Source organism: Cupriavidus pauculus (genome assembly GCF_022179805.1).
GTDB lineage: Bacteria > Pseudomonadota > Gammaproteobacteria > Burkholderiales > Burkholderiaceae > Cupriavidus > Cupriavidus pauculus_E.
In genome coordinates, this window is record NZ_BPUO01000026.1 from 1 (window position 1) to 19317 (window position 19317).

General features: G+C 64.6%; 17 protein-coding genes and 1 pseudogene. 12 read left to right on the forward strand and 6 right to left on the reverse strand.

What is annotated here, in order from left to right; genetic code table 11:
- Positions 1-410: 410 nt before the first annotated feature.
- The 4 genes from MFF62_RS29670 to mnmA are packed head-to-tail and all read left to right on the forward strand — an operon-like array spanning position 411 to position 3291.
- On the forward strand, positions 411-731 hold the full coding sequence (locus MFF62_RS29670) for a hypothetical protein (RefSeq protein WP_238267509.1): 321 nt from the start codon (positions 411-413) through the stop codon (positions 729-731).
- On the forward strand, positions 718-1626 hold the full coding sequence (gene dapA, locus MFF62_RS29675) for a 4-hydroxy-tetrahydrodipicolinate synthase (RefSeq protein WP_238267512.1): 909 nt from the start codon (positions 718-720) through the stop codon (positions 1624-1626). Before MFF62_RS29670 ends, dapA begins: the two co-directional genes overlap by 14 nt.
- 58 nt (positions 1627-1684) lie before the next feature.
- Positions 1685-2215: an NUDIX hydrolase gene (locus MFF62_RS29680; RefSeq protein ID WP_238267513.1), complete on the forward strand. Its 531-nt coding sequence runs from the start codon at positions 1685-1687 to the stop codon at positions 2213-2215.
- Entirely contained in the window at positions 2212-3291 is a 1080-nt protein-coding gene (gene mnmA, locus MFF62_RS29685) for a tRNA 2-thiouridine(34) synthase MnmA (RefSeq protein WP_238267514.1), read from the forward strand. Before MFF62_RS29680 ends, mnmA begins: the two co-directional genes overlap by 4 nt.
- A gap of 91 nt (positions 3292-3382) precedes the next feature.
- On the opposite strand, the gene MFF62_RS29690 is transcribed toward mnmA, so the two are convergent.
- Positions 3383-3997 (reverse strand): glutathione S-transferase C-terminal domain-containing protein, encoded by a 615-nt coding sequence (locus MFF62_RS29690; RefSeq protein WP_238267515.1) that lies wholly within the window; start codon positions 3995-3997, stop codon positions 3383-3385.
- A gap of 378 nt (positions 3998-4375) precedes the next feature.
- Here MFF62_RS29690 and purB point away from each other — a divergent pair, with 378 nt between their 5' ends.
- From purB to MFF62_RS29730, 8 genes and pseudogenes are all read left to right on the forward strand, one after another.
- Positions 4376-5752, forward strand: a complete 1377-nt coding sequence (purB, locus tag MFF62_RS29695) for an adenylosuccinate lyase (RefSeq protein ID WP_238267516.1) — start codon at positions 4376-4378, stop codon at positions 5750-5752.
- 362 nt (positions 5753-6114) lie between these two features.
- Positions 6115-6678, forward strand: a complete 564-nt coding sequence (locus MFF62_RS29700; protein WP_238267517.1) for a cytochrome b — start codon at positions 6115-6117, stop codon at positions 6676-6678.
- A gap of 61 nt (positions 6679-6739) precedes the next feature.
- Positions 6740-7315, forward strand: coding sequence for a YceI family protein (locus tag MFF62_RS29705; RefSeq protein ID WP_238267518.1), 576 nt, complete (start codon positions 6740-6742; stop codon positions 7313-7315).
- Between the two features lie 79 nt (positions 7316-7394).
- Complete coding sequence (locus MFF62_RS29710) at positions 7395-7985, forward strand: YceI family protein (protein ID WP_238267519.1); 591 nt, start codon at positions 7395-7397, stop codon at positions 7983-7985.
- A 388-nt stretch (positions 7986-8373) separates the two neighbouring features.
- A complete protein-coding gene (locus MFF62_RS29715) occupies positions 8374-9765 on the forward strand; it encodes a class I SAM-dependent methyltransferase (RefSeq protein ID WP_238267520.1) in 1392 nt (463 codons plus the stop codon).
- A 40-nt stretch (positions 9766-9805) separates the two neighbouring features.
- Complete coding sequence (locus MFF62_RS29720; RefSeq protein ID WP_238267595.1) at positions 9806-11137, forward strand: sensor histidine kinase; 1332 nt, start codon at positions 9806-9808, stop codon at positions 11135-11137.
- 7 nt (positions 11138-11144) lie between these two features.
- Positions 11145-12283 (forward strand): annotated as a pseudogene (locus MFF62_RS29725) (ATP-binding protein).
- Positions 12280-13272 (forward strand): response regulator, encoded by a 993-nt coding sequence (locus MFF62_RS29730; protein ID WP_238267522.1) that lies wholly within the window; start codon positions 12280-12282, stop codon positions 13270-13272. Before MFF62_RS29725 ends, MFF62_RS29730 begins: the two are co-directional and overlap by 4 nt.
- 120 nt (positions 13273-13392) lie before the next feature.
- On the opposite strand, the gene secF is transcribed toward MFF62_RS29730, so the two are convergent.
- The 5 genes from secF to queA all read right to left on the reverse strand — a co-directional run bounded on the left by secF (position 13393) and on the right by queA (position 19232).
- Positions 13393-14370, reverse strand: coding sequence for a protein translocase subunit SecF (gene secF, locus MFF62_RS29735; RefSeq protein WP_238267524.1), 978 nt, complete (start codon positions 14368-14370; stop codon positions 13393-13395).
- A 24-nt stretch (positions 14371-14394) separates the two neighbouring features.
- On the reverse strand, positions 14395-16257 hold the full coding sequence (gene secD, locus MFF62_RS29740) for a protein translocase subunit SecD (RefSeq protein WP_238267526.1): 1863 nt from the start codon (positions 16255-16257) through the stop codon (positions 14395-14397).
- A 212-nt stretch (positions 16258-16469) separates the two neighbouring features.
- Positions 16470-16796, reverse strand: coding sequence for a preprotein translocase subunit YajC (gene yajC / locus MFF62_RS29745; RefSeq protein WP_238267528.1), 327 nt, complete (start codon positions 16794-16796; stop codon positions 16470-16472).
- Positions 16797-17015: 219 nt separating this feature from the next.
- A complete protein-coding gene (gene tgt, locus MFF62_RS29750) occupies positions 17016-18146 on the reverse strand; it encodes a tRNA guanosine(34) transglycosylase Tgt (RefSeq protein ID WP_238267535.1) in 1131 nt (376 codons plus the stop codon).
- A gap of 21 nt (positions 18147-18167) precedes the next feature.
- Positions 18168-19232: a tRNA preQ1(34) S-adenosylmethionine ribosyltransferase-isomerase QueA gene (queA, locus tag MFF62_RS29755; protein WP_238267537.1), complete on the reverse strand. Its 1065-nt coding sequence runs from the start codon at positions 19230-19232 to the stop codon at positions 18168-18170.
- Positions 19233-19317 lie beyond the last annotated feature (85 nt).

A 19317-nucleotide genomic window follows, 5' to 3' on the forward strand; every position in this document is an offset into this window, starting at 1 on the left:
ACGCGTTGATCCATGAGTGACACTTCCTTCCATGGCATGGCAGGTCTCCAAAAAGACACTGCCGGCCAGTCTAGACGTGTTACCCATGTTCCCGAACGGGTGTTACCTATGTTCCCGGTCTGTACACCGCTTTGCGGGAGAGGGGCAGGGGGTGAGGGCGGGGACTTGAAGTACTAACCAGATCCGCCAAGCACGACACGCCTTGCCCTCACCCCCAACCCCCCAGAGGGAGAGGGGAGCAAAAACAGGGGAGAGGGGAGCAACATCAAGCGGGGCGAAGGAGCCAAAGCTCCACCGTCTTTACGCCTTCTTGACACCCCGCCCGCCAAACCCTGCATCAAATTGACGCGTGCATCCCTAGCATGGATCCATGTTCAACAGACGATCCGCTCCGCGCGGATTCTCGCTTTATGCGACAGTCATCGAGTCTCGCCGTGGCGTTTGCATCGGTACCGCGCCGCCGCGCCGTTCCCCAGGATCAATGGATCCGCCTGCGCCTGGCGGTGTCGTCGGCGCAGGTGTTCGCGCTGCGCCAGACGCTGCATCGCGCGATTGGCAGCATGGCGCGGATCTACGTGGTGGAAGTCGACCATCGCAACGGTGAGACGTCGCTGCATGTGGAGGTGGAACGTGGGGATCGCGATGCGGCGATGCACGCCATCATGGCGGCGCTGCCGGCTGCGGAATTCGGCACGGCCACCGTGCTCGGAGACGACCATGGCAAGCACTGACGCGCGCCGTGGCGCGATTGCCGACGGGCTGTGGCTGCCAATGGTCACGCCGCTGCGCAACGATCAGCTCGACCTCGATGCGGCGCAGCGCCTGGCGTCGCACTACGCGGCGGCCGGTGTCGATGGCCTGATCGTGCTCGGCACGACGGGCGAGGGCGGCCTGCTCAGCGATGCCGAGCGCTTCATGCTGACGGCGGCCGTGATGGAAGCCGTCGATGGCGTACTGCCCGTGATGGCCGGCGTTGGTGGCGTGGCCACGCACGCGGTGTGCGAGCAGGTGCGCCGGCTCGATCGATTGCCACTGGCGGGCTATCTCGTACCGCCGCCTTACTACCTGCGCGTGTCCGACGAAGGCATCGCGTGGCACATGCGCAGCGTCGCCGGCCAGACCGGCAAGCCGCTGATGCTCTACAACGTGCCGAAACGCACGGGCTGCACGATATCGCCGGAACTGGCCTGGCGGCTCGCCGCCCATCCGCAGATCGTGGCGATCAAGGAATGCGACCCGGCCGGCATGCGCACGCTGGCGATGCAGGACCTGGTTGGCGTGTTTTGCGGCGACGACGCGTCGATGCTCGACCACCTGCTGGGCGGTGGCCAGGGCGTGGTGCCCGCCGCCGCGCATGTGCGGCCAGACCTGTTCGTCCGCCTGCTGCAAGACACGCGTACCGGGCGCGACGAGGCCGCGCGGGCGCTGTTCCGGCAGCTCCTGCCGCTAATCGGCCTGATGTTCGCCGAGCCGAACCCGGCGCCGGTCAAGGCCGCGCTGGCGCTGGGCGGCATGATCACGGCCGAGGTGCGCCGTCCGCTGATGCCGGCGTCCAAGGGACTGATGGCGCGCATCGACGAGGCCATGGCAGTGCTGCCGCCGATGCTGACCGCCGAAGCCGCCTGAACTCCAGGGGCAATGCACGTTCCAACGGCAACCGGTAAAATGCCGGATTGCTTAAAAAATGTGCATCATGTCTCGTGAATGGAATGCCAGCGTCACGGTTGCCGCCGTTATCGAACGGGGCGGCCGCTTTCTGCTGGTGGAAGAGGAAACGGCGGACGGCCTGCGCTTCAACCAGCCCGCCGGGCACCTGGAGCCGGGCGAAAGCCTGGTGCGCGCCGTCATCCGCGAAACCCTTGAGGAAACCGCGCACACGTTCGAGCCGCGCGCGCTGCTGGGCTGCTATATGAGCCGTGGCCGCTCGTCGCGCGACGGCGGCGACACCACCTATGTCCGCTTCGCCTTCACCGGCGACCTGGGCTCGCTCGATGCCGGCCGCCAGCTCGATACCGGCATCGTGCGTACCGTGTGGATGACCGCCGAGGAACTGCGCGCCTGCATCGACCAGCATCGGTCGCCGCTGGTGATGGTCTGCGTCGACGACTACCTGGCCGGCAAGCGCTTTGCGCTGGACGTGCTGCACGCGCATCCCACGGCCATCGCCGATACCGTCGCGACGGTAGCCGGCCCGACGCCGGAGGTGGCATCGTGAGCGGCAAGCGGGTAGTGGTGGGCATGTCGGGCGGCGTGGATTCGTCGGTCACGGCATGGCTGCTCAAGCAGCAGGGGTACGAAGTCATCGGCCTGTTCATGAAGAACTGGGAAGACGATGACGACAGCGAGTATTGCTCCACGCGGCAGGACTGGCTGGACGTGGCGTCGGTGGCCGACGTGATCGGCGTGGACGTTGAAGCCGTCAATTTCGCCGCCGAATACAAGGACCGCGTGTTCGCCGATTTCCTGCGCGAATACTCGGCCGGCCGCACGCCGAACCCCGACGTGCTGTGCAACGCCGAGATCAAGTTCAAGGCGTTCCTGGACCACGCGATGGAGCTGGGCGCCGACCTGATCGCCACGGGCCACTATGCGCGCGTACGGCAGGCTGCCAGCGGCAAGTTCGAACTGCTGAAGGCATTCGACCACACCAAGGACCAGAGCTACTTCCTGCACCGGCTGAACCAGGCGCAACTGTCGCGCACGATGTTCCCGCTGGGCGAGATTCCGAAGACCAAGGTGCGAGAAATCGCCGCCGAGATTGGCCTGCCCAACGCGAAGAAGAAGGACTCGACGGGCATCTGCTTTATCGGCGAACGCCCGTTCCGCGATTTCCTGAATCGTTACCTGCCGACCAAGCCCGGCCCGATGATGACCGACGAAGGCAAGGTCGTTGGCGAACACATCGGCCTGGCGTTCTACACGCTGGGTCAGCGCAAGGGCATCGGCCTGGGCGGCAGCAAGGACGGCAGCGGCGACGCCTGGTACGTGGCGCGCAAGGACATGGCGGCCAACACGCTGTACGTCGTGCAGGGGCACGACCACCCGTGGCTGCTGAAGCCCGAGCTCGATGCGGCGGACCTGTCGTGGGTGGCCGGCGAGCCGCCCGCTGCGGGCGCGACGATGGCGGCCAAGACGCGCTATCGGCAGAGCGATGCGGCGTGCACGGTGGCGAAGGCCGACGGCGATGCGCTGAAGCTGTCGTTCGCCGAGGCGCAGTGGGCGGTGACGCCAGGGCAATCGGCCGTGCTGTACGACGGCGAGGTCTGCCTGGGCGGCGGCATCATCCAGTAGGACAAGCCGCAAGACCAGCAGACGTGAAAAAGGGGCCGGATGGCCCCTTTTTCTTGCGCGGTATCGGCGCGGAGACGGCGCTGCGGCCCGGTCAGCCCTTCGGCGGTTCCGTGTCGATGAACGACTGGCGCTTTTCGATCTTTTCCTGGAAGGCCACCAGGTTTTCGTACTGGTCGCGCCAGGCGATGTCCGGGAAGCGGAAATCCAGGTAGGCCAGCGAGCATCCCACGGCCACGTCGGCCAGGGTGTAGTGGGTGCCAGTGCACCACGGCTTGTCGGCCAGGCCCTTGGACATCGCGGCCAGTGCGGCGTCGATCTTGCCGCGCTGACGTGCCACCCAGCTTTCGCTGCGCTCGGCCGGCTGGCGTTGCGTGACTTCCAGGCGAACCAGCAGCGCGGCGTCGAGCAGGCCGTCGGCCAGCGCTTCCCAGCAGCGCACTTCCAGGCGTTCACGGCTGCCCTGCGGGATCAGGCGGCTGACGGGCGACAGCGTGTCGGCGTATTCGGCGATCACGCGCGAATCAAAGACCGCGCCACCGTCTTCCATGACCAGGCACGGCACCTTGCCGAGCGGGTTGAACTGACCAATCATGGTGTCGGGCGACCAGACATTCTCCTCGATCATCTGGTAGTCGATCTTCTTCTCGGCCAGCACCACGCGTACCTTGCGCGCGTACGGGCTGGTCTGTGACGCATACAGCTTCATGTTCTCCCCTTGAGCTTGTTATGAAGTGCATCGGCGCTCTTGGCACGTGTGCGCTGGCAGGCGCGGTGGCGTGCCCGATGGACTTCATAACAGGCTAACGGATGAGCGAGCGCGAGTATACATGCGGAGTGACGTGAATGCGGGGCCAATGCGGGCTTGCGCACGCTGGGTCCGACAAGTCCGAGGGCAAGCCGCACAGCGCCATGGGGCGATGGTAAAATCCCGCGTTGCATTTTTTGGCGGAGCCTGTCCGTGGTCCGTCCGGCAGGCCCCTGCATTGACGGGGCGGTGCGGCGCATCCGCCGCATCATGGCCTTGTCACGTGGTTCCTCGCGCCCCCGCACGAACCCCCGATTCCTCTTTCTCCCGGTTGCCAGCATGTCCACGTCTTCCCTTTCGCCGCTCACCGCCCTGTCTCCCATCGATGGCCGTTATGCCGCCAAGGCCGATGCACTGCGCGAATGGCTGTCTGAGGCAGCCTTCATGCGCAATCGCGTGAAGGTGGAAGTGAACTGGCTGATCGCGCTGGCCCAGGCCGGCCTGCCCGACGTGCCGAAGTTCTCGGCCGCGTCCGAGGCCGCGCTGCAGGCGCTGGTGGACAACTTCACTGAAGCCGACGCCGCCCGCATCAAGGACATCGAAGCCGTCACGAATCATGACGTGAAGGCCGTCGAGTACTGGCTCAAGGAGCAGGTCAAGGGCAACGCCGAACTGGAGGCCGCCAGCGAATTCATCCACTTTGCCTGCACGTCAGAAGACATCAACAACACGTCGCACGGCATGATGCTCAAGGGCGCCCGCGATGGCGTGATCGTGCCGGCGCTCAAGCGCGTGCACGCCCGCCTGGTGGAACTGGCCAAGCTGAACGCCACGCAGCCGATGCTGTCGCGCACGCACGGCCAGCCGGCCAGCCCGACCACGCTGGGCAAGGAAATGGCCAACGTGGCGGCCCGCCTGGCGCGCGCCATCGAGCGCGTGGAGCGTGTGGAACTGCTGGGCAAGATGAACGGCGCCGTCGGCAACTACAACGCCCACCTGTCGGCGTACCCGTCGTTCGACTGGGAAGCGTTTTCGAAGCAGGTGATCGAGCAGCGCCTGGGCCTGACGTTCAACCCGTACACGATCCAGATCGAGCCGCACGACTACATGGCCGAGCTGTTCGACGCCATCGCCCGTGCCAACACGATCCTGCTGGACCTGAACCGCGACGTGTGGGGCTATATCGCGCTGGGTTACTTCAAGCAGAAGACCAAGGCCGGTGAAATTGGCTCTTCGACCATGCCGCACAAGGTCAACCCGATCGATTTCGAAAATTCGGAAGGCAACGTCGGCCTGGCCAATGCCGTGCTGCGCCACCTGTCGGAAAAGCTGCCGCTGTCGCGCTGGCAGCGTGACCTGACCGATTCCACCGTGCTGCGCAACATGGGCGTGGCCTTCGGCTACAGCCTGCTGGCCTACGAGGCCTGCCTGCGTGGCCTGGGCAAGCTGGAAACCAATCCCGAGCGCCTGGACGAAGACCTGGACAACTGCTGGGAAGTGCTGGCCGAGCCGGTGCAGACCGTGATGCGCCGCTTTGGTGTGCCCAACCCGTACGAGCAACTGAAGGAACTGACGCGCGGCAAGGGTATTTCGCGCGAGGCACTACAGACGTTCGTGCAAGGCCTGGCGATTCCCGACGACGCCAAGAAGCTGCTGCTGGAGATGACCCCGGCCAGCTACATCGGCAAGGCCGTGGAACTGGCCAACCGCATCTGACGCACACGATTTTGCCGCCGCCGGCGCCATGCGTGGCGGCAGGACAACAAGGGCTGACCTCCGGGTCGGCCTTTTTTGTTTGCCGCCGAGGTTTCGAGAGAAATTACCGGGCCGAGACCGGGAACCCGCGCCGGATGCACTCGGGCGCGCTACGATCGGTTCCCACGCGGAGGGTGCGACACGTCGGCACATCAAATGATTTGAACAACTTCATGAAGTTCGACGTTTCCAACCCGATGCCGGTCACCCAATAATGCGAGAATTGCTGGCGACTTACCGGACCAGTGTTGCGGCGAACCGCACGGAGTGCCGTTTTGCCGCCGCAAGAGAACAAACAACAAGGATCGAAGGGATTGATTGAGATGGGCAAGCATGCATCCGGGCCGGGGGGCCAGGCGAACTACACCGCCACTGCCATCGGCCTGCACTGGCTGATCGCCTTCGGCATCTTTGCCGCGTTCGGGCTCGGGCTGTACATGACCGGCATTCCCGGCCTGACGCCGACCAAGCTCAAGCTGTTTTCGTGGCACAAGTGGCTGGGCGTGACGATCTTCATCGTCGCCGTGCTGCGCGTGATCTGGCGCGCCACCCATGCCGCGCCGCCCGTGGCGCCGGGCACGCCCGCCTGGCAGGCCCGCGCCGCCGCCGCCGCGCACCACATGCTCTACGTGCTGATCCTGATCGTGCCGATCACCGGCTACCTGTACAGCCTGGCCGCCGGCGTGCCCGTGGTGTACCTGGGCCTGTGGAAGCTGCCGGTGCTGATCGAGGCCAGCGACACACTCAAGCCGATCTTCAAGTTCGCCCATATCTGGCTGAACTACGGCATGGCGGCCATCGTCGTGGTGCACGCCGCCGCGGCCATCAAGCACCAGCTCGTGGACCGCGATGGCACGCTGGGCCGCATGATTCCGTTCCTGCGCTGATTTTCCGCAAATGCCTGCCCGATCAACCGGCCGTGATGGCCAGTCACAACTGGAGTCTCAGATGAAACGCATGTCCCGTCCCGGCACGATCCTTGTGGCGGCCGCCCTGGCAACCGCCGGCTTCGCCGCCAACCTGGCATGGGCGCAGATCGATGCCGCCAAGAGCACGGTCACGGCCACCGCCAAGCAGATCGGCGTGCCGATGGAAGGCAAGTTCAAGAAGTTCGACGCCACCGTCGACTTCGATCCGGCAAAGCTGGCTACGTCTTCGGCCAAGATCGAGATCGACGTGGCCACGTTCGAGATCGGCGACGCCGAGACGACCAAGGAAGTGAAAGGCAAGGACTGGTTCGACGCCGGCAAGTTTCCGAAGGCCGTGTTCCAGTCGACCAGCATCAAGGCCGGCGCCGCGGGCAAGTTCGACGTGGCCGGCAAGCTGACCATCAAGGGCAAGACCATCGACGTGACGGTGCCTGCCACGTACAAGCAGGAAAACGGCAGCCAGGTGTTTGACGGCGTGCTGCCGATCAAGCGCACCACGTTCAATATCGGCGACGGCGAGTGGAAAGACACTTCCGTCGTGGCCGACGACGTCCAGATCAAGTTCCATATCGTGACCCCGGCAAAGAAGGGCTGAGGCGGGACCCATTCCGCTCACAGCTCCTTGGCCGCTTTTTAGTGACTTTCCTCTCCAACTTCTTGACGGGAGATCCAACATGAAAATGCGTACCCTCATCGCCGCCGTTGCGGCAGCCTCCGCCTCGTTTGCAGCCGGTACCGCGCTGGCCAACGCCAGCACGTACAACATCGACCCGACGCACACGTACCCGAGCTTCGAAGCCGACCACCTGGGCGGCCTGTCGAAGTGGCGCGGCAAGTTCGACAAGTCCAGCGGCGTCGTGACGCTGGACCGCTCGGCCAAGGCCGGCACCGTCGACATCAAGATCGACGCCGCGTCGATCGATTTCGGCAACGGCAAGCTCAACGAGCATGCCAAGGGCCCGGAAATGTTCGACGTGCAGGCCTTCCCGGATGCCACGTACAAGGGCAAGTTCTCGAAGTTCAAGGGCGACGTGCCGACCGAAGTGGAAGGCGTGCTGACGCTGAAGGGCGTGTCGAAGCCGGTCAAGCTCGAGATCAAGGAATTCAAGTGCATCCAGCACCCGATGCTCAAGCGTGAAGCGTGCGGCGCCGATGCCGTGGCGCACTTCAATCGCGCTGATTTCGGCATTGATTACGGCGCGAAGTACGGCTTCAAGCAGGACGTGAGCCTGGCGATCCAGGTGGAAGCCGTCAAGGCCGACTGATCACGTCGCGACCTTTTCCGGTGCATGTGGCCGGTTGGGGAAATTGTCATCTCTCCAATACAAAGTAGAAAAATGAGCCAGCCAACAAGCTGGCTCATTTTTTTTGTCGTTTGCATACCCCCCTTCACGCTGCAGGTGCACTGTTGTACGGTTCAGAATTGCCACAGTACAATGGTTCGCCGCAGTCCCACCCTCAGGGGCGGCGTCCGCCCCGGTCTTCGCCGGCTGGCGCGCCCGCTCCGCAACAGGTCACGCGCATCGATATGAGCATTGGCTGCATTCCCTGATTGGTAGTTACGCCGCAAGACCCTTGCCTTGAGCTGTACCCGGCCGACGCCTGTAGGCGCCGTGTCCCGCAGCGTTTCTCGGAATTCCCTGGCGCGATACCGTGTACTCCAAAACGCAAATCGATCCGGTAGTTAGCTTCCGCAACTCGCAGGGCGAGCAGGTGCGGGGCACGATCATCAATCTCCAGCGCAAGTCGCTGGTGATGGAAATCTACAATCCCTACTCGATTGTCCAGGTTAGCGAAGTATTGAGCGAGCTAAGCGTCCGCATGGGCGCCAAGAACGCTTACCTGGGCAAGGCCGTGGTCATGAGCCTGGTGAACACCGGCCTGACGGCCGTGGTGTCGCTGACGCTGATCGACGAATGGCGCGAGTTGACCGACGTCAACGACGCACCGAAATCGGTCGCGCACGAAGCCGAACTGTTCGTGCAGGACTGGGACACGCGTTTCAATATTCGCCGCGATTACCAGATCGTGGTCAATGAAATGCGGGCGTTCCTGTCCGAAGTCTCCCGATGGGTGGAGCAGGTGGACCTGACCGAGTCGCTGCCCAAGAAGGAAGGGCGGCTGCGCGAGGACGTGTTCTACGAGCTGGCCACTCCGTTGATGGGGAAGGTGAAGACTTACCTCGACTGGCTGGAGGGCGAGGCCCAGAGCGTGGATACCGAACTGGCGCCGGTGCACCGCACCTATGCCCAGGCGGCCCTGCATCCGCTGCTGCTGCGCGCGCCGTTCGTCTATCGCACGTTCACCAAGCCGCTCGGCTATGCGGGCGACTACGAGATGGTGAATCAGATCCTGAGCGATCCACAGCAGGGTCCCACCACGTACTTCCAGATCGTCAACACCGCGTTCCTGAAGGCGGCGGTGGCCACGGCGCACCGCAACCGCATCGACCTGCTGGTGGACTACCTGTCCCGCCAGGCCGAGCGCGCACGCGCGGAGGGGCGGCAATTCCGCGTGCTCAACGTGGGCTGCGGGCCGGCGTTCGAGATCCAGCGCTTCGTGCGCGAGTATCCGAACCCCGAGCTGCTGTCGTTCCAGCTCATCGATTTCAGCGAAGAGACGCTCGACTACACGCGCGCGTCGGTGGAGCGGTCGGCGGCGAGTGCGGGCCGCAAGGTGTCGGTCGAGATGGTGCACCAGTCGGTGCACGACCTGCTCAAGCGCCGTATCGCGCTGGACGACCCCAGCGTACGCGAGTTCGATGCCGTCTACTGCGCGGGGCTGTTCGACTACCTGTCGGACAAGGTCTGCGCGCGGCTGCTGCAGTATTTCGCGTCGCGATCCAAGCCGGGCGGCCATGTACTGGTGACCAATGTCCACTCCGACAACCCCGAGAAATTCGGGATGGAGCACCTGCTGGAGTGGTATCTGATCTATCGCGACGAGGCCGGGATGTCCTCGCTTTTGCCGGAGAACTCGCATGCCCACCGACTCTATGTCGATGAAACCGGCGTCAATGTCTTCGCCGAAGCCGTTGTCGGTTGACGTGTCCGACGAGGAAGAGGCGCCGCCGCCGCCCAAGGTCATGAGCTCGAATCAACTTTACGCCGGATACCAGTCCGAGCTGGCCGACTTTCGCCTGGCGTTCAGCCGGGGCGGGGCCTACACGGCCATCGCGCTGGTGATGCTCGGGGTGGGGCTCGACTACGGCCAGTATCCGCATTTCCAGCTGCCATTCGCCATCGCGCGCGTGGTGGTGTCGCTGCTGATCGCCGGCGTGGTCGTGGCGCTGTACAGCCAGGCCGGGCGGCGCTTTGCGCCGTGGCTGACCATGACGTGGCTGTTGCTGCCGCAGATCATGATCGCCTGGATGATCTCGCGCACCGAGGGCGTGGAGTCGCCGTACTACGTGGGGCTGAACCTGGCGATCTTCGCGTCGGGCATCGCGCTGCCGTTCGGGCTCTGGCAAAACCTGGTGTTCGGCATCCTGTCGTACGTGCTCTACGCGGCGGCGTGCCTGTTGCATCCGGGCGGCATCGAGCCGGTGGGCACCTTCATCGTCAATTCGCTGTTCCTGCTGTTCGCGGCGGCGGCCAGCGGCGTGTACACGTTCTTCAACGAACGCGCCCGCTTCATGCTGTTCCGCCTGAAGGCCGAGGTGGCGGACAAGAACACCGAGCTGGAAGTCATCAACCGCAAGCTGGTGGATATCAAGGGCCAGATGCTGCAGCAGGAAAAGATGGCGGCCATCGGTACGCTGGCGGCCGGGCTGTTGCACGAGGTGAACAATCCGGTGAACTTCTGCCTGATGGCCATCGAGGTGGCCATGGAAGAGCCGGCGGCCAAGTCCGAGCCGATGCTGGAGGAATGCCTGGTCGACGCCAAGCAGGGGATGCAGCGCATCCAGCATATCGTGTCGGACCTGAAGACGTTCGCGTACCGCAAGCCGGGCGCCGAGGTGGAGGGCACGCCGTTCCTGTTCGAGAAGGCGCTGGATTCCTCGCAGCGGCTGACCGCGCACGAGTTGCGCGGCGTCAAGATGACGCGTGACATGCCCGACGACACGCTGGTCATGGGCGACGAAGCGGCGATCATCGGCGTGCTGATCAACCTGTTTTCGAATGCAGCGCTGGCGATGCGCAAGGTCGGCACCAAGGATCCAGCCATCCATACCACGGTGCGGTGGCAGGCCAAGCGGCTGCACGTGACGGTCAAGGACAACGGCCCCGGCATTGCGGCCGAGCATCTGGCACGCGTGTTCGAACCGTTTTTCACCACGCGCGAGGTGGGGCAGGGCCTGGGGCTCGGGCTGTCCATCAGCTACGCGGTGATCGAGCGCCACGGCGGTGTGCTGTTCGCCGAAAGCGAAGTGGGTCATTGGGCTGCCTTCAGCTTCGACCTGCCGCGCGCGGAGTAAGGCCGTGATGATTGATACCACGCAGGCGCGCCCCACCATTCTCTACGTCGACGACGAGGAGATGGCCTGCAAGTATTTTGCGCGCGCGGTGGGCAGCGAATATGAAGTGCTGTCGGCCACCGGTGCCGACGAGGCAGTGGCCATCCTGCGCGCGCACCAGGCACGCATTTCGGTGCTGGTCACCGATTTCCGCATGCCGGGCCGCGACGGCGGCGACCTGCTACGCCAGGTGGCCCTGGAGTTTCCGCAGATCGTGCGCATCCTGGTCACGGCCTATGCCGACAAGGACATGCTGCTGGAGACCGTCAACACCGGCGAGGTGTTCCGCATCCTGGAGAAGCCCATCGGCGTGGCCGATGTGCGCGAGATCCTGCGGCTGGCCGGCGAGCGTTTCCGCGAGCGGGCGGTACGCCAGCAGCGGCTGATGGCCATCGACGAGACGCTAGCGTTCCTGGCCCATGAACTGAACACGCCGCTGGCCGCGATTGCCAATTTCGCGCTGGGCATCGGGTCGCGGGTCGCCGGCGAGTACAGCGAACCGCGCCAGCAGGAGATCGGGCGTGCGGCCAGCGCCATGCACGATAACGCGCAGTACTGCCTGGCGGTGCTGTCGTCGTTTCTCCAGTCGGTGCGGAGCAGCGCGGGTGGCGTCGCGCCCAGACCCGGCGCGGGACAGGAGGTCAGCGCGGGCGCCCTGGTGGCGTCGCTGCTGGATACCTATCCTTTTGCCGATAACCAACGTAGCTGGGCTGGGTGCAGGTGGAGCTTGAGGGCGATTTCCCGGTGCCCACGCTGCCCAACTGCGTGGCGCTGGTGCTGTCATCGGTCATGAGCAATGCGTTGCGTGCGCTGGCCGATGTCGGTGATCCGTCGCTGCGCTTCGTGGTGGTGGCGGGCGAACGCCCGGAGATCCGCATCGCCGACAACGGCCCGGGCATTCCGCCCGAGGTCATGGACCGCCTGCTGGTTGACCCGGTCACGACGCACGCGTCAGCGGGCGGCAGCGGGATGGGCATGATCTTCTGCAACCGGGTGATGCAGTCCTTTGGTGGCGGTATCCGGATTGCATCGGCATCGGGCGCGGGCACCACCGTTACCCTCGATTTCCCCAATTTCAAGAATCGTATGCACAGGAGTGATCGATGAGCGAACCGAATACTACGCAGGCACCCCCGGCGATTCTGTTCGTCGACGACGAAGCGACTGCGGTCAAATATTTCCAGCGCGCCATTGGCCAGCTTGCCCCCGTGGTGACCGGCCAGTCGGTGGAAGAGGGCAAGGCCATGCTGGACGCCCATGCCGACAGCCTGGCCGTGCTGGTATCGGACCAGCGCATGCCGGGCGAGTATGGCAACGAACTGCTGCGGTATGCGCGTGAGCGCTATCCGCATATCGTGCGGATCCTGACCACGGCGTATTCGGAACTCGACCAGACCGTCGAGGCCGTGAACCAGGGCCAGATCCATCGCTATATCAAGAAGCCGTGGGACATCACTGCGCTGCGCATGGAACTGAAGCAGGCGCTGGAGCTGTCCGGGCTGCGCCGCGAGCGGGATCAACTGGTGCGCGAGAAGCTGATGGTGCTGCAGAAGCAGACCGTGGCCACGCGCGTCGGCATGATCCACGCGCTGTGCGCCAGCCTGATCGGACCGGGCCGCTTCCAGCCGGTGGAAACCTATCTGTGCGGCACGTCGCTGGCTGGTGCCAAGAACGCCGAGCCGGACTGGCAGCGCCTGGACTACGCCGACCTGGTGGGCGCCGAGAGCAAGCGCAGCGGGTCGTTCGGCCATGCCGTGAGCACGAAGCTGGCTCAGCTCCGCACCGCGGGGCGCGGCGCCGGTGACGCGGCCGCAGTGCTCACCGAAGCGCTCGGCGCATCGGTGCGCCGCGACGGCGAGGCGGTCACGTGGACGTCGACGACGACGCTCAACGAGTTTGTCTCCAAGCCCGTCGGCGAGGAAGTCTCCGGCGAGCACGCCGGCTGGCTGGCCACGCTGCTCTGGCTGGAAGAAGCTGGCGGCGCGCTGGAGCTGGTGCGCGAAGGTGATGCCATCACGGCACGCGCCGGCACGCGCCGGGAATCGTTCTCGTCGGACCGACTGGCGATCTGGATCGAGGAACTGACGGAAGTTTGACGCACGGCTTGCGTCCTCGCCCGGAAGCGGGAGAGGGCGCGGCAGCGGGCCGGACAGCGAAGGACCAAAGAAAAAGGCACCCGAAGGTGCCTTTTTCTTTTTGCGAAACCGCTCAGGCCATCAAGCCTGCGCTCCGAAGTTCGGATCGTTGCGGTCATCAGTGGTGTCGCCACTCTTCTTTTCGCCCTTGACCAGGTCCTCGCGCTTCACGCCCAGCCACATCGCCAGCGCGGCGGCCACGAACACCGACGAGTAGATACCGAACAGAATACCGACCGTCAGTGCCAGTGCGAAGTAGTGCAGCGTCGGACCGCCGAAGAAGAACATCGACAGCACCATCATTTCGGTCGAACCGTGGGTGATGATGGTCCGCGACATCGTGCTGGTGATGGCGTGGTCGATGACTTCATGCGTGCTCATCTTGCGGTACTTGCGGAAGGCCTCGCGAATCCGGTCGAAGATAACGACCGATTCGTTCACCGAGTAACCAAGCACCGCAAGGATGGCCGCCAGCACCGACAGCGAGAACTCCCACTGGAAGAACGCGAAGAAGCCAAGAATGATCACCACGTCGTGCAGGTTGGCGATGATGCCCGCCACGGCGAACTTCCACTCGAACCGGAACGACAGGTAGATCATGATGCCGGCCACCACGCACGCCAGCGCCAGCAGGCCGTCGGTGGCCAGTTCCTTGCCCACCTGCGGCCCCACGAACTCCACGCGCTGGAGCTTCACGTCCGGTGCTGCCGCGGTCAGCGCGCCCATCACCTGTTCGCTCTGCTGCGCCGAGGTCACGGGCTTGCCGTCCGGACCCTTCTGGATCGGCAGGCGGATCATCACGTCGCGCGAGGTGCCGAAGTTCTGCACCTGCACATCGGTGTAGCCGAGCTTGCCCACCTGGCCGCGGATCTTTTCCAGATCGACGGCTTGCTGGTAGTTGACCTCCATCACCGTGCCGCCGGTGAATTCGATCGACAGGTGCAGGCCCTTTTGCCAGAGGAAGAAAACAGCGGCGGCAAACGTCAGGAAGGAGATCACGTTGAAGATCAACGCGTGCTTCATGAACGGAATGTCGCGCTTGATGCGGAAAAATTCCATGATGTGTTCCTGATGTGTCCTGGCTTACTTGGCTGCCGGGGTGTCGGTGCCCGGCTTCCAGATCTGGCCGATTGCCAGGCTCTGGAGCTTCTTCTTGCGGCCGTACCAGAGGTTGACCAGGCCGCGGTTGAAGAACACCGCCGAGAACATCGAAGTCAGAATACCGAGGCAGTGCACCACGGCGAAGCCGCGCACCGGGCCCGAACCAAAGGCCAGCAGCGCCAGGCCGGCGATCAGCGTGGTCACGTTCGAGTCCAGGATGGTGGCCCAGGCGCGGTCGAAACCGATGGCGATGGCCATCTGCGGCGATGCGCCCGCGCGCAGTTCCTCGCGGATGCGTTCGTTGATCAGCACGTTCGCGTCAATGGCCATACCCAGCACCAGTGCGATAGCGGCGATACCCGGCAGCGTCAGCGTAGCCTGCAGCATCGACAGCACGGCAATCAGCAGCAGCAGGTTGATACCGAGCGCCACCACCGAGAACACGCCGAACAGCATGTAGTACAGGACCATGAACACGGCGATGGCGGCAAAGCCGTAGGCCACCGAGTCGAAACCCTTCTGGATGTTGTCCGCGCCGAGCGACGGGCCAATCGTGCGTTCCTCGATGATCTCCATCGGGGCGGCCAGCGAGCCTGCGCGCAGCAGCAGCGCCAGGTCGTTGGCGGCTTCGGTCGAGTACGAACCGGTGATCTGGAAGCTGGAGCCGAGTTCGGACTGGATCGTGGCCACCGTCAGCACTTCGCCCTTGCCCTTTTCGAACAGCACGATGCCCATCGGCTTGCCGATGTTCTCGCGCGACACGTCGCGCAGCACACGGCCGCCCTGGGCGTCGAGCTTGATGTTCACGGACGGGCGCTGGTTCTGGTCGAAACCGGCCGAAGCGCTTTCGATGCGGTCGCCGGTGAAGATCACCTGCTTGCGCAGCATGACCGGCGCGCCGTTGCCTTGCGTGAACAGTTCGTCGCCGAACGGCACCGGGTCGCCCGGACGCGGATTGCGCACGTCGGGATCGGCCAGGCGGGCTTCCAGCGTGGCGGTGCGGCCGATGATGTCCTTGGCCTTGGCGGTGTCCTGCACGCCCGGCAGTTGCACGACGATACGGTCGGAGCCTTGCTGCTGGATCACCGGTTCGGCCACGCCGAGTTCGTTCACGCGATTGTGCAGCGTGGTGATGTTCTGCTTGACCGCGCCGTCCTGCACGGCCCGGCGGGCCGCTTCGGTGAACACGCCCACCACGTTGGTACCGTCGATCGTGAAAGCCAGCTCGCGCAGGTTGTCCGCCAGGACGCCGCGCGCACGATTGGCGTCATCGGCGTTCGAGAAGCGCACGCTCAGGCTGTCGCCATCACGCTCGATGCCGCCATGGCGGATGTTCTTGTCGCGCAGCAGCGTGCGCGCATCGCCAGTCAGGCCTTCGAGCTTCTTGTCGACGGCGCCCTTCATGTCCACCTGCAGCAGGAAGTGCACGCCGCCGCGCAGGTCCAGGCCCAGGTACATCGGCAGCGCGTGCAGCGACGTCAGCCAGTGCGGCGATCCGGACAGCAGGTTCAGCGCCACCACGTATGTGGGGTTGCTGGCATCGGGGTTCAGCGCGCGCGACAGCGCGTCCTTGGCCTTGAGCTGCTCGTCCGTGGTGCGGAAGCGGGCCTTGACCGAGCCGGACTGCCCGGCGACGTCAAAGAAGACGCCGTCGGGTTGCAGCTGGTTCTGCGCCAGGATGTCCTCGATCTGCTTCTGCATCGAGAGGTCGACCTTGACCGTGGCCTTGGCCGACGATACCTGGACAGCGGGAGCCTCGCCGAAGAAATTCGGCAGGGTGTAGGTGATACCGATGGCCACGGCCACCAGGATCACGATGTATTTCCAAAGCGGATAGCGATTCATCTTTGGCCAGTCAATGCGGTTGGCATGCCGACAAGTCGCGCAAAATGCGCGCCGGTTCGGCGGACCGGTTGGCAAACAGCCGCCTGGGCAGCCTCTTCGCGGGTCCCGTTGGACCCGTTGGGCTGGTTCAGGCGGCTGCAAAGGGCATTGTCAGTGGAGCGTCTGGCGCCACGGGACAGATACCGCGAACAGGCGGGAGAAGATCGTCCGGATCAGAGCGACTTCAGCGAGCCCTTGGGCAGAACGGTGGTCACGGCGTTCTTCTGCACGGTGATTTCCGTGCCTTCCGCCACTTCCAGCGTGACGTAGTTCTCGTTGACCTTGGTCACACGGCCCAGGATGCCGCCGGCGGTCACGACTTCGTCGTTCTTGGCCAGTGCTTCGAGCATGGCCTTGGATTCCTTTTGGCGCTTCATCTGCGGGCGGATCATGATGAACCACAGCACCGCGAACATCAGGATGATCGGCAGGAAGCTCATCAGGCCACCGGCCCCGCCGCCAATACCGGCGGTCTGCGCAAAAGCGTTCGAAATCAGCACGTTACTTCTCCGTCACAAAGGTCATTCAGGGAATCGGGCATTCTATCACCCGGTTGTTGTCCCGCCTTGGCATTCTAGGGCGAATTACGGGTTTGTTCGGGGTGCTTTCAAAGTACTTTACGTACGTTGCAGAAAACACCGGCCGACGTCCGTCGCGGGCAGTTATTCGACCAGCCGGCAGCCAAAAGTTCGGCTGCCTGTCTGGTTTTCAGAACATTCTCATTTAGTGCCGCGCGCGCGGTTTTCGGCGAACTGGCGGCGGAACGCCTCGAAGCGGTGTTCCTCGATGGCCGTGCGCATTTCGCGCATCAGTTCCAGGTAGTAATAGAGGTTGTGGATGGTGTTCAGGCGTGCGCCCAGGATCTCGCCCACGCGATGCAGGTGATGCAGGTAGGCGCGCGAGAAGTTGCGGCAGGTGTAGCAGCCGCATTGCTCGTCCAGCGGGCGCGGGTCGTTGCGGTGCGCGGCATTGCGGATCTTGACGTCGCCGAAGCGGGTGAACAGCCAGCCATTGCGCGCGTTGCGGGTGGGCATCACGCAGTCGAACATGTCCACGCCGTGCGCCACGCCGGCCACCAGGTCCTCGGGTGTGCCCACGCCCATCAGGTAGTGGGGCTTGTTTGCCGGCAGGCGCGGGCCCACGTGCTCCAGCACGCGCATCATGTCTTCCTTGGGCTCGCCCACGGACAGGCCGCCGATGGCGTAGCCGTGGAAGTCCAGCTCGGACAGGCCGGCCAGGGACTCGTCGCGCAGATCCTCGAACATGCCGCCCTGGACGATGCCGAACAGCGCGTTCGGGTTGGCCAGACGCTCGAACTCGTCGCGCGAGCGCTTGGCCCAGCGCAGGCTCATGCGCATCGAGCGCGCGGCCTCGTCATGCGTGGCGGGGCGCCCGTCGATCTCGTAGGGCGTGCACTCGTCGAACTGCATCACGATGTCCGAGTTGAGTGTGCGCTGGATCTGCATCGAGATCTCGGGCGACAGGAACAGCTTGTCGCCATTTACCGGCGATGCGAACGTGACGCCTTCTTCGGTGATCTTGCGCAGTTCTCCCAGGGAAAACACCTGAAAACCACCTGAATCGGTCAGGATCGGCTTGTCCCAGCCAATGAACTTGTGCAGGCCATTGTGGGTATCGACCACGTCCAGCCCCGGGCGCAGCCACAGGTGGAACGTGTTGCCGAGGATGATCTCGGCGCCGATCTCGTTCAGTTCCAGCGGCGACATCGCCTTGACGGAGCCGTAGGTACCCACCGGCATGAAGATTGGCGTTTCCACCACGCCATGGTTCAGCGTGACGCGGCCACGGCGCGCGTTGCCATCGGTGGTCAGCAGTTCGAAATTGAGCATGTTCTGGGTTCTCGTATGCGGTCAGTCGCGGGCGGCGTCGCGGCGGGTGAGCAGCATGGCGTCGCCGTAGCTGAAGAAGCGGTAGCGCTGGTCGACGGCGTGGCGGTAGGTGGCGCGGATCGCCTCCACACCGGCCAGGGCCGACACCAGCATCAGCAGCGTGGACTTGGGCAGGTGGAAGTTCGTAATCAGCGCATCGACCGCGCGGAAGCGATAGCCGGGGGTGATGAAGATGTCGGTGTCGCCGGTGCCGGGGTTCAGCGCGCCGTCTTCGGCCGCCGCCGATTCCAGCGCGCGCAGCGACGTGGTGCCCACGGCGATCACGCGGCCGCCGCGAGCCCGCGTCTCGCGCACGGCATCGGCCAGTTCCGGGGTGACGGCATACCACTCGGAATGCATCTTGTGCTCGGCCAGGTTCTCGGTGCGTACCGGCTGGAAGGTGCCGGCGCCCACGTGCAGCGTCAGGAACGCGCGCCGGATGCCGGCCGCGTCGAGCCGCGCAAACAGTGCGTCGTCGAAATGCAGGCCGGCCGTGGGGGCGGCCACGGCGCCCGGATTGCGCGCATAGACGGTCTGGTAGCGCGTTTCGTCGTAGGCGTCGGGATCATGCGTGATGTAGGGCGGCAGGGGCAGCCGGCCATAACGCTCGATCAGGTCGAGCGCCGGCTCGGGAAAGCGCAGCGTGAAGAACTGGTCCACGCGCGGGCCCACGGTGACCGCGAACGCGTCGTCGGCCAGGTGCAGCGCACTGCCTTCGGCGGGGGTCTTCGAGGCGCGTACCTGGGCCAGTACCGTGTGGGAGTCCACCACGCGCTCGACCAGAACCTCCACGCGGCCGCCGCTGGGCTTCTGGCCGAAAAAGCGCGCCTTGATCACGCGCGTGTCGTTGAAGACCAGCAGGTCGTTGGGGCTCAGGTATTCGAGGATGTCGCTGAATGCACGGTCCACCATCTGCACCGCGTCGGCGGTGTCTTCCGGGGCTGTCCGCTCCACCACCAGCAGGCGGCTGGCGCTGCGGTCGGGCAGGGCGGACTGCGCGATCAGCTCGGGCGGCAGCGGGAAATCGAAGTCGGACAGGGTAAGCATTGCGGGTTCAGCGAGACATTCAGCAGGTAAAGCGCCAGGCAATACGCGGGGGAGCGGCACTCCGGAGCGAAGTGCCGCCGCAGGC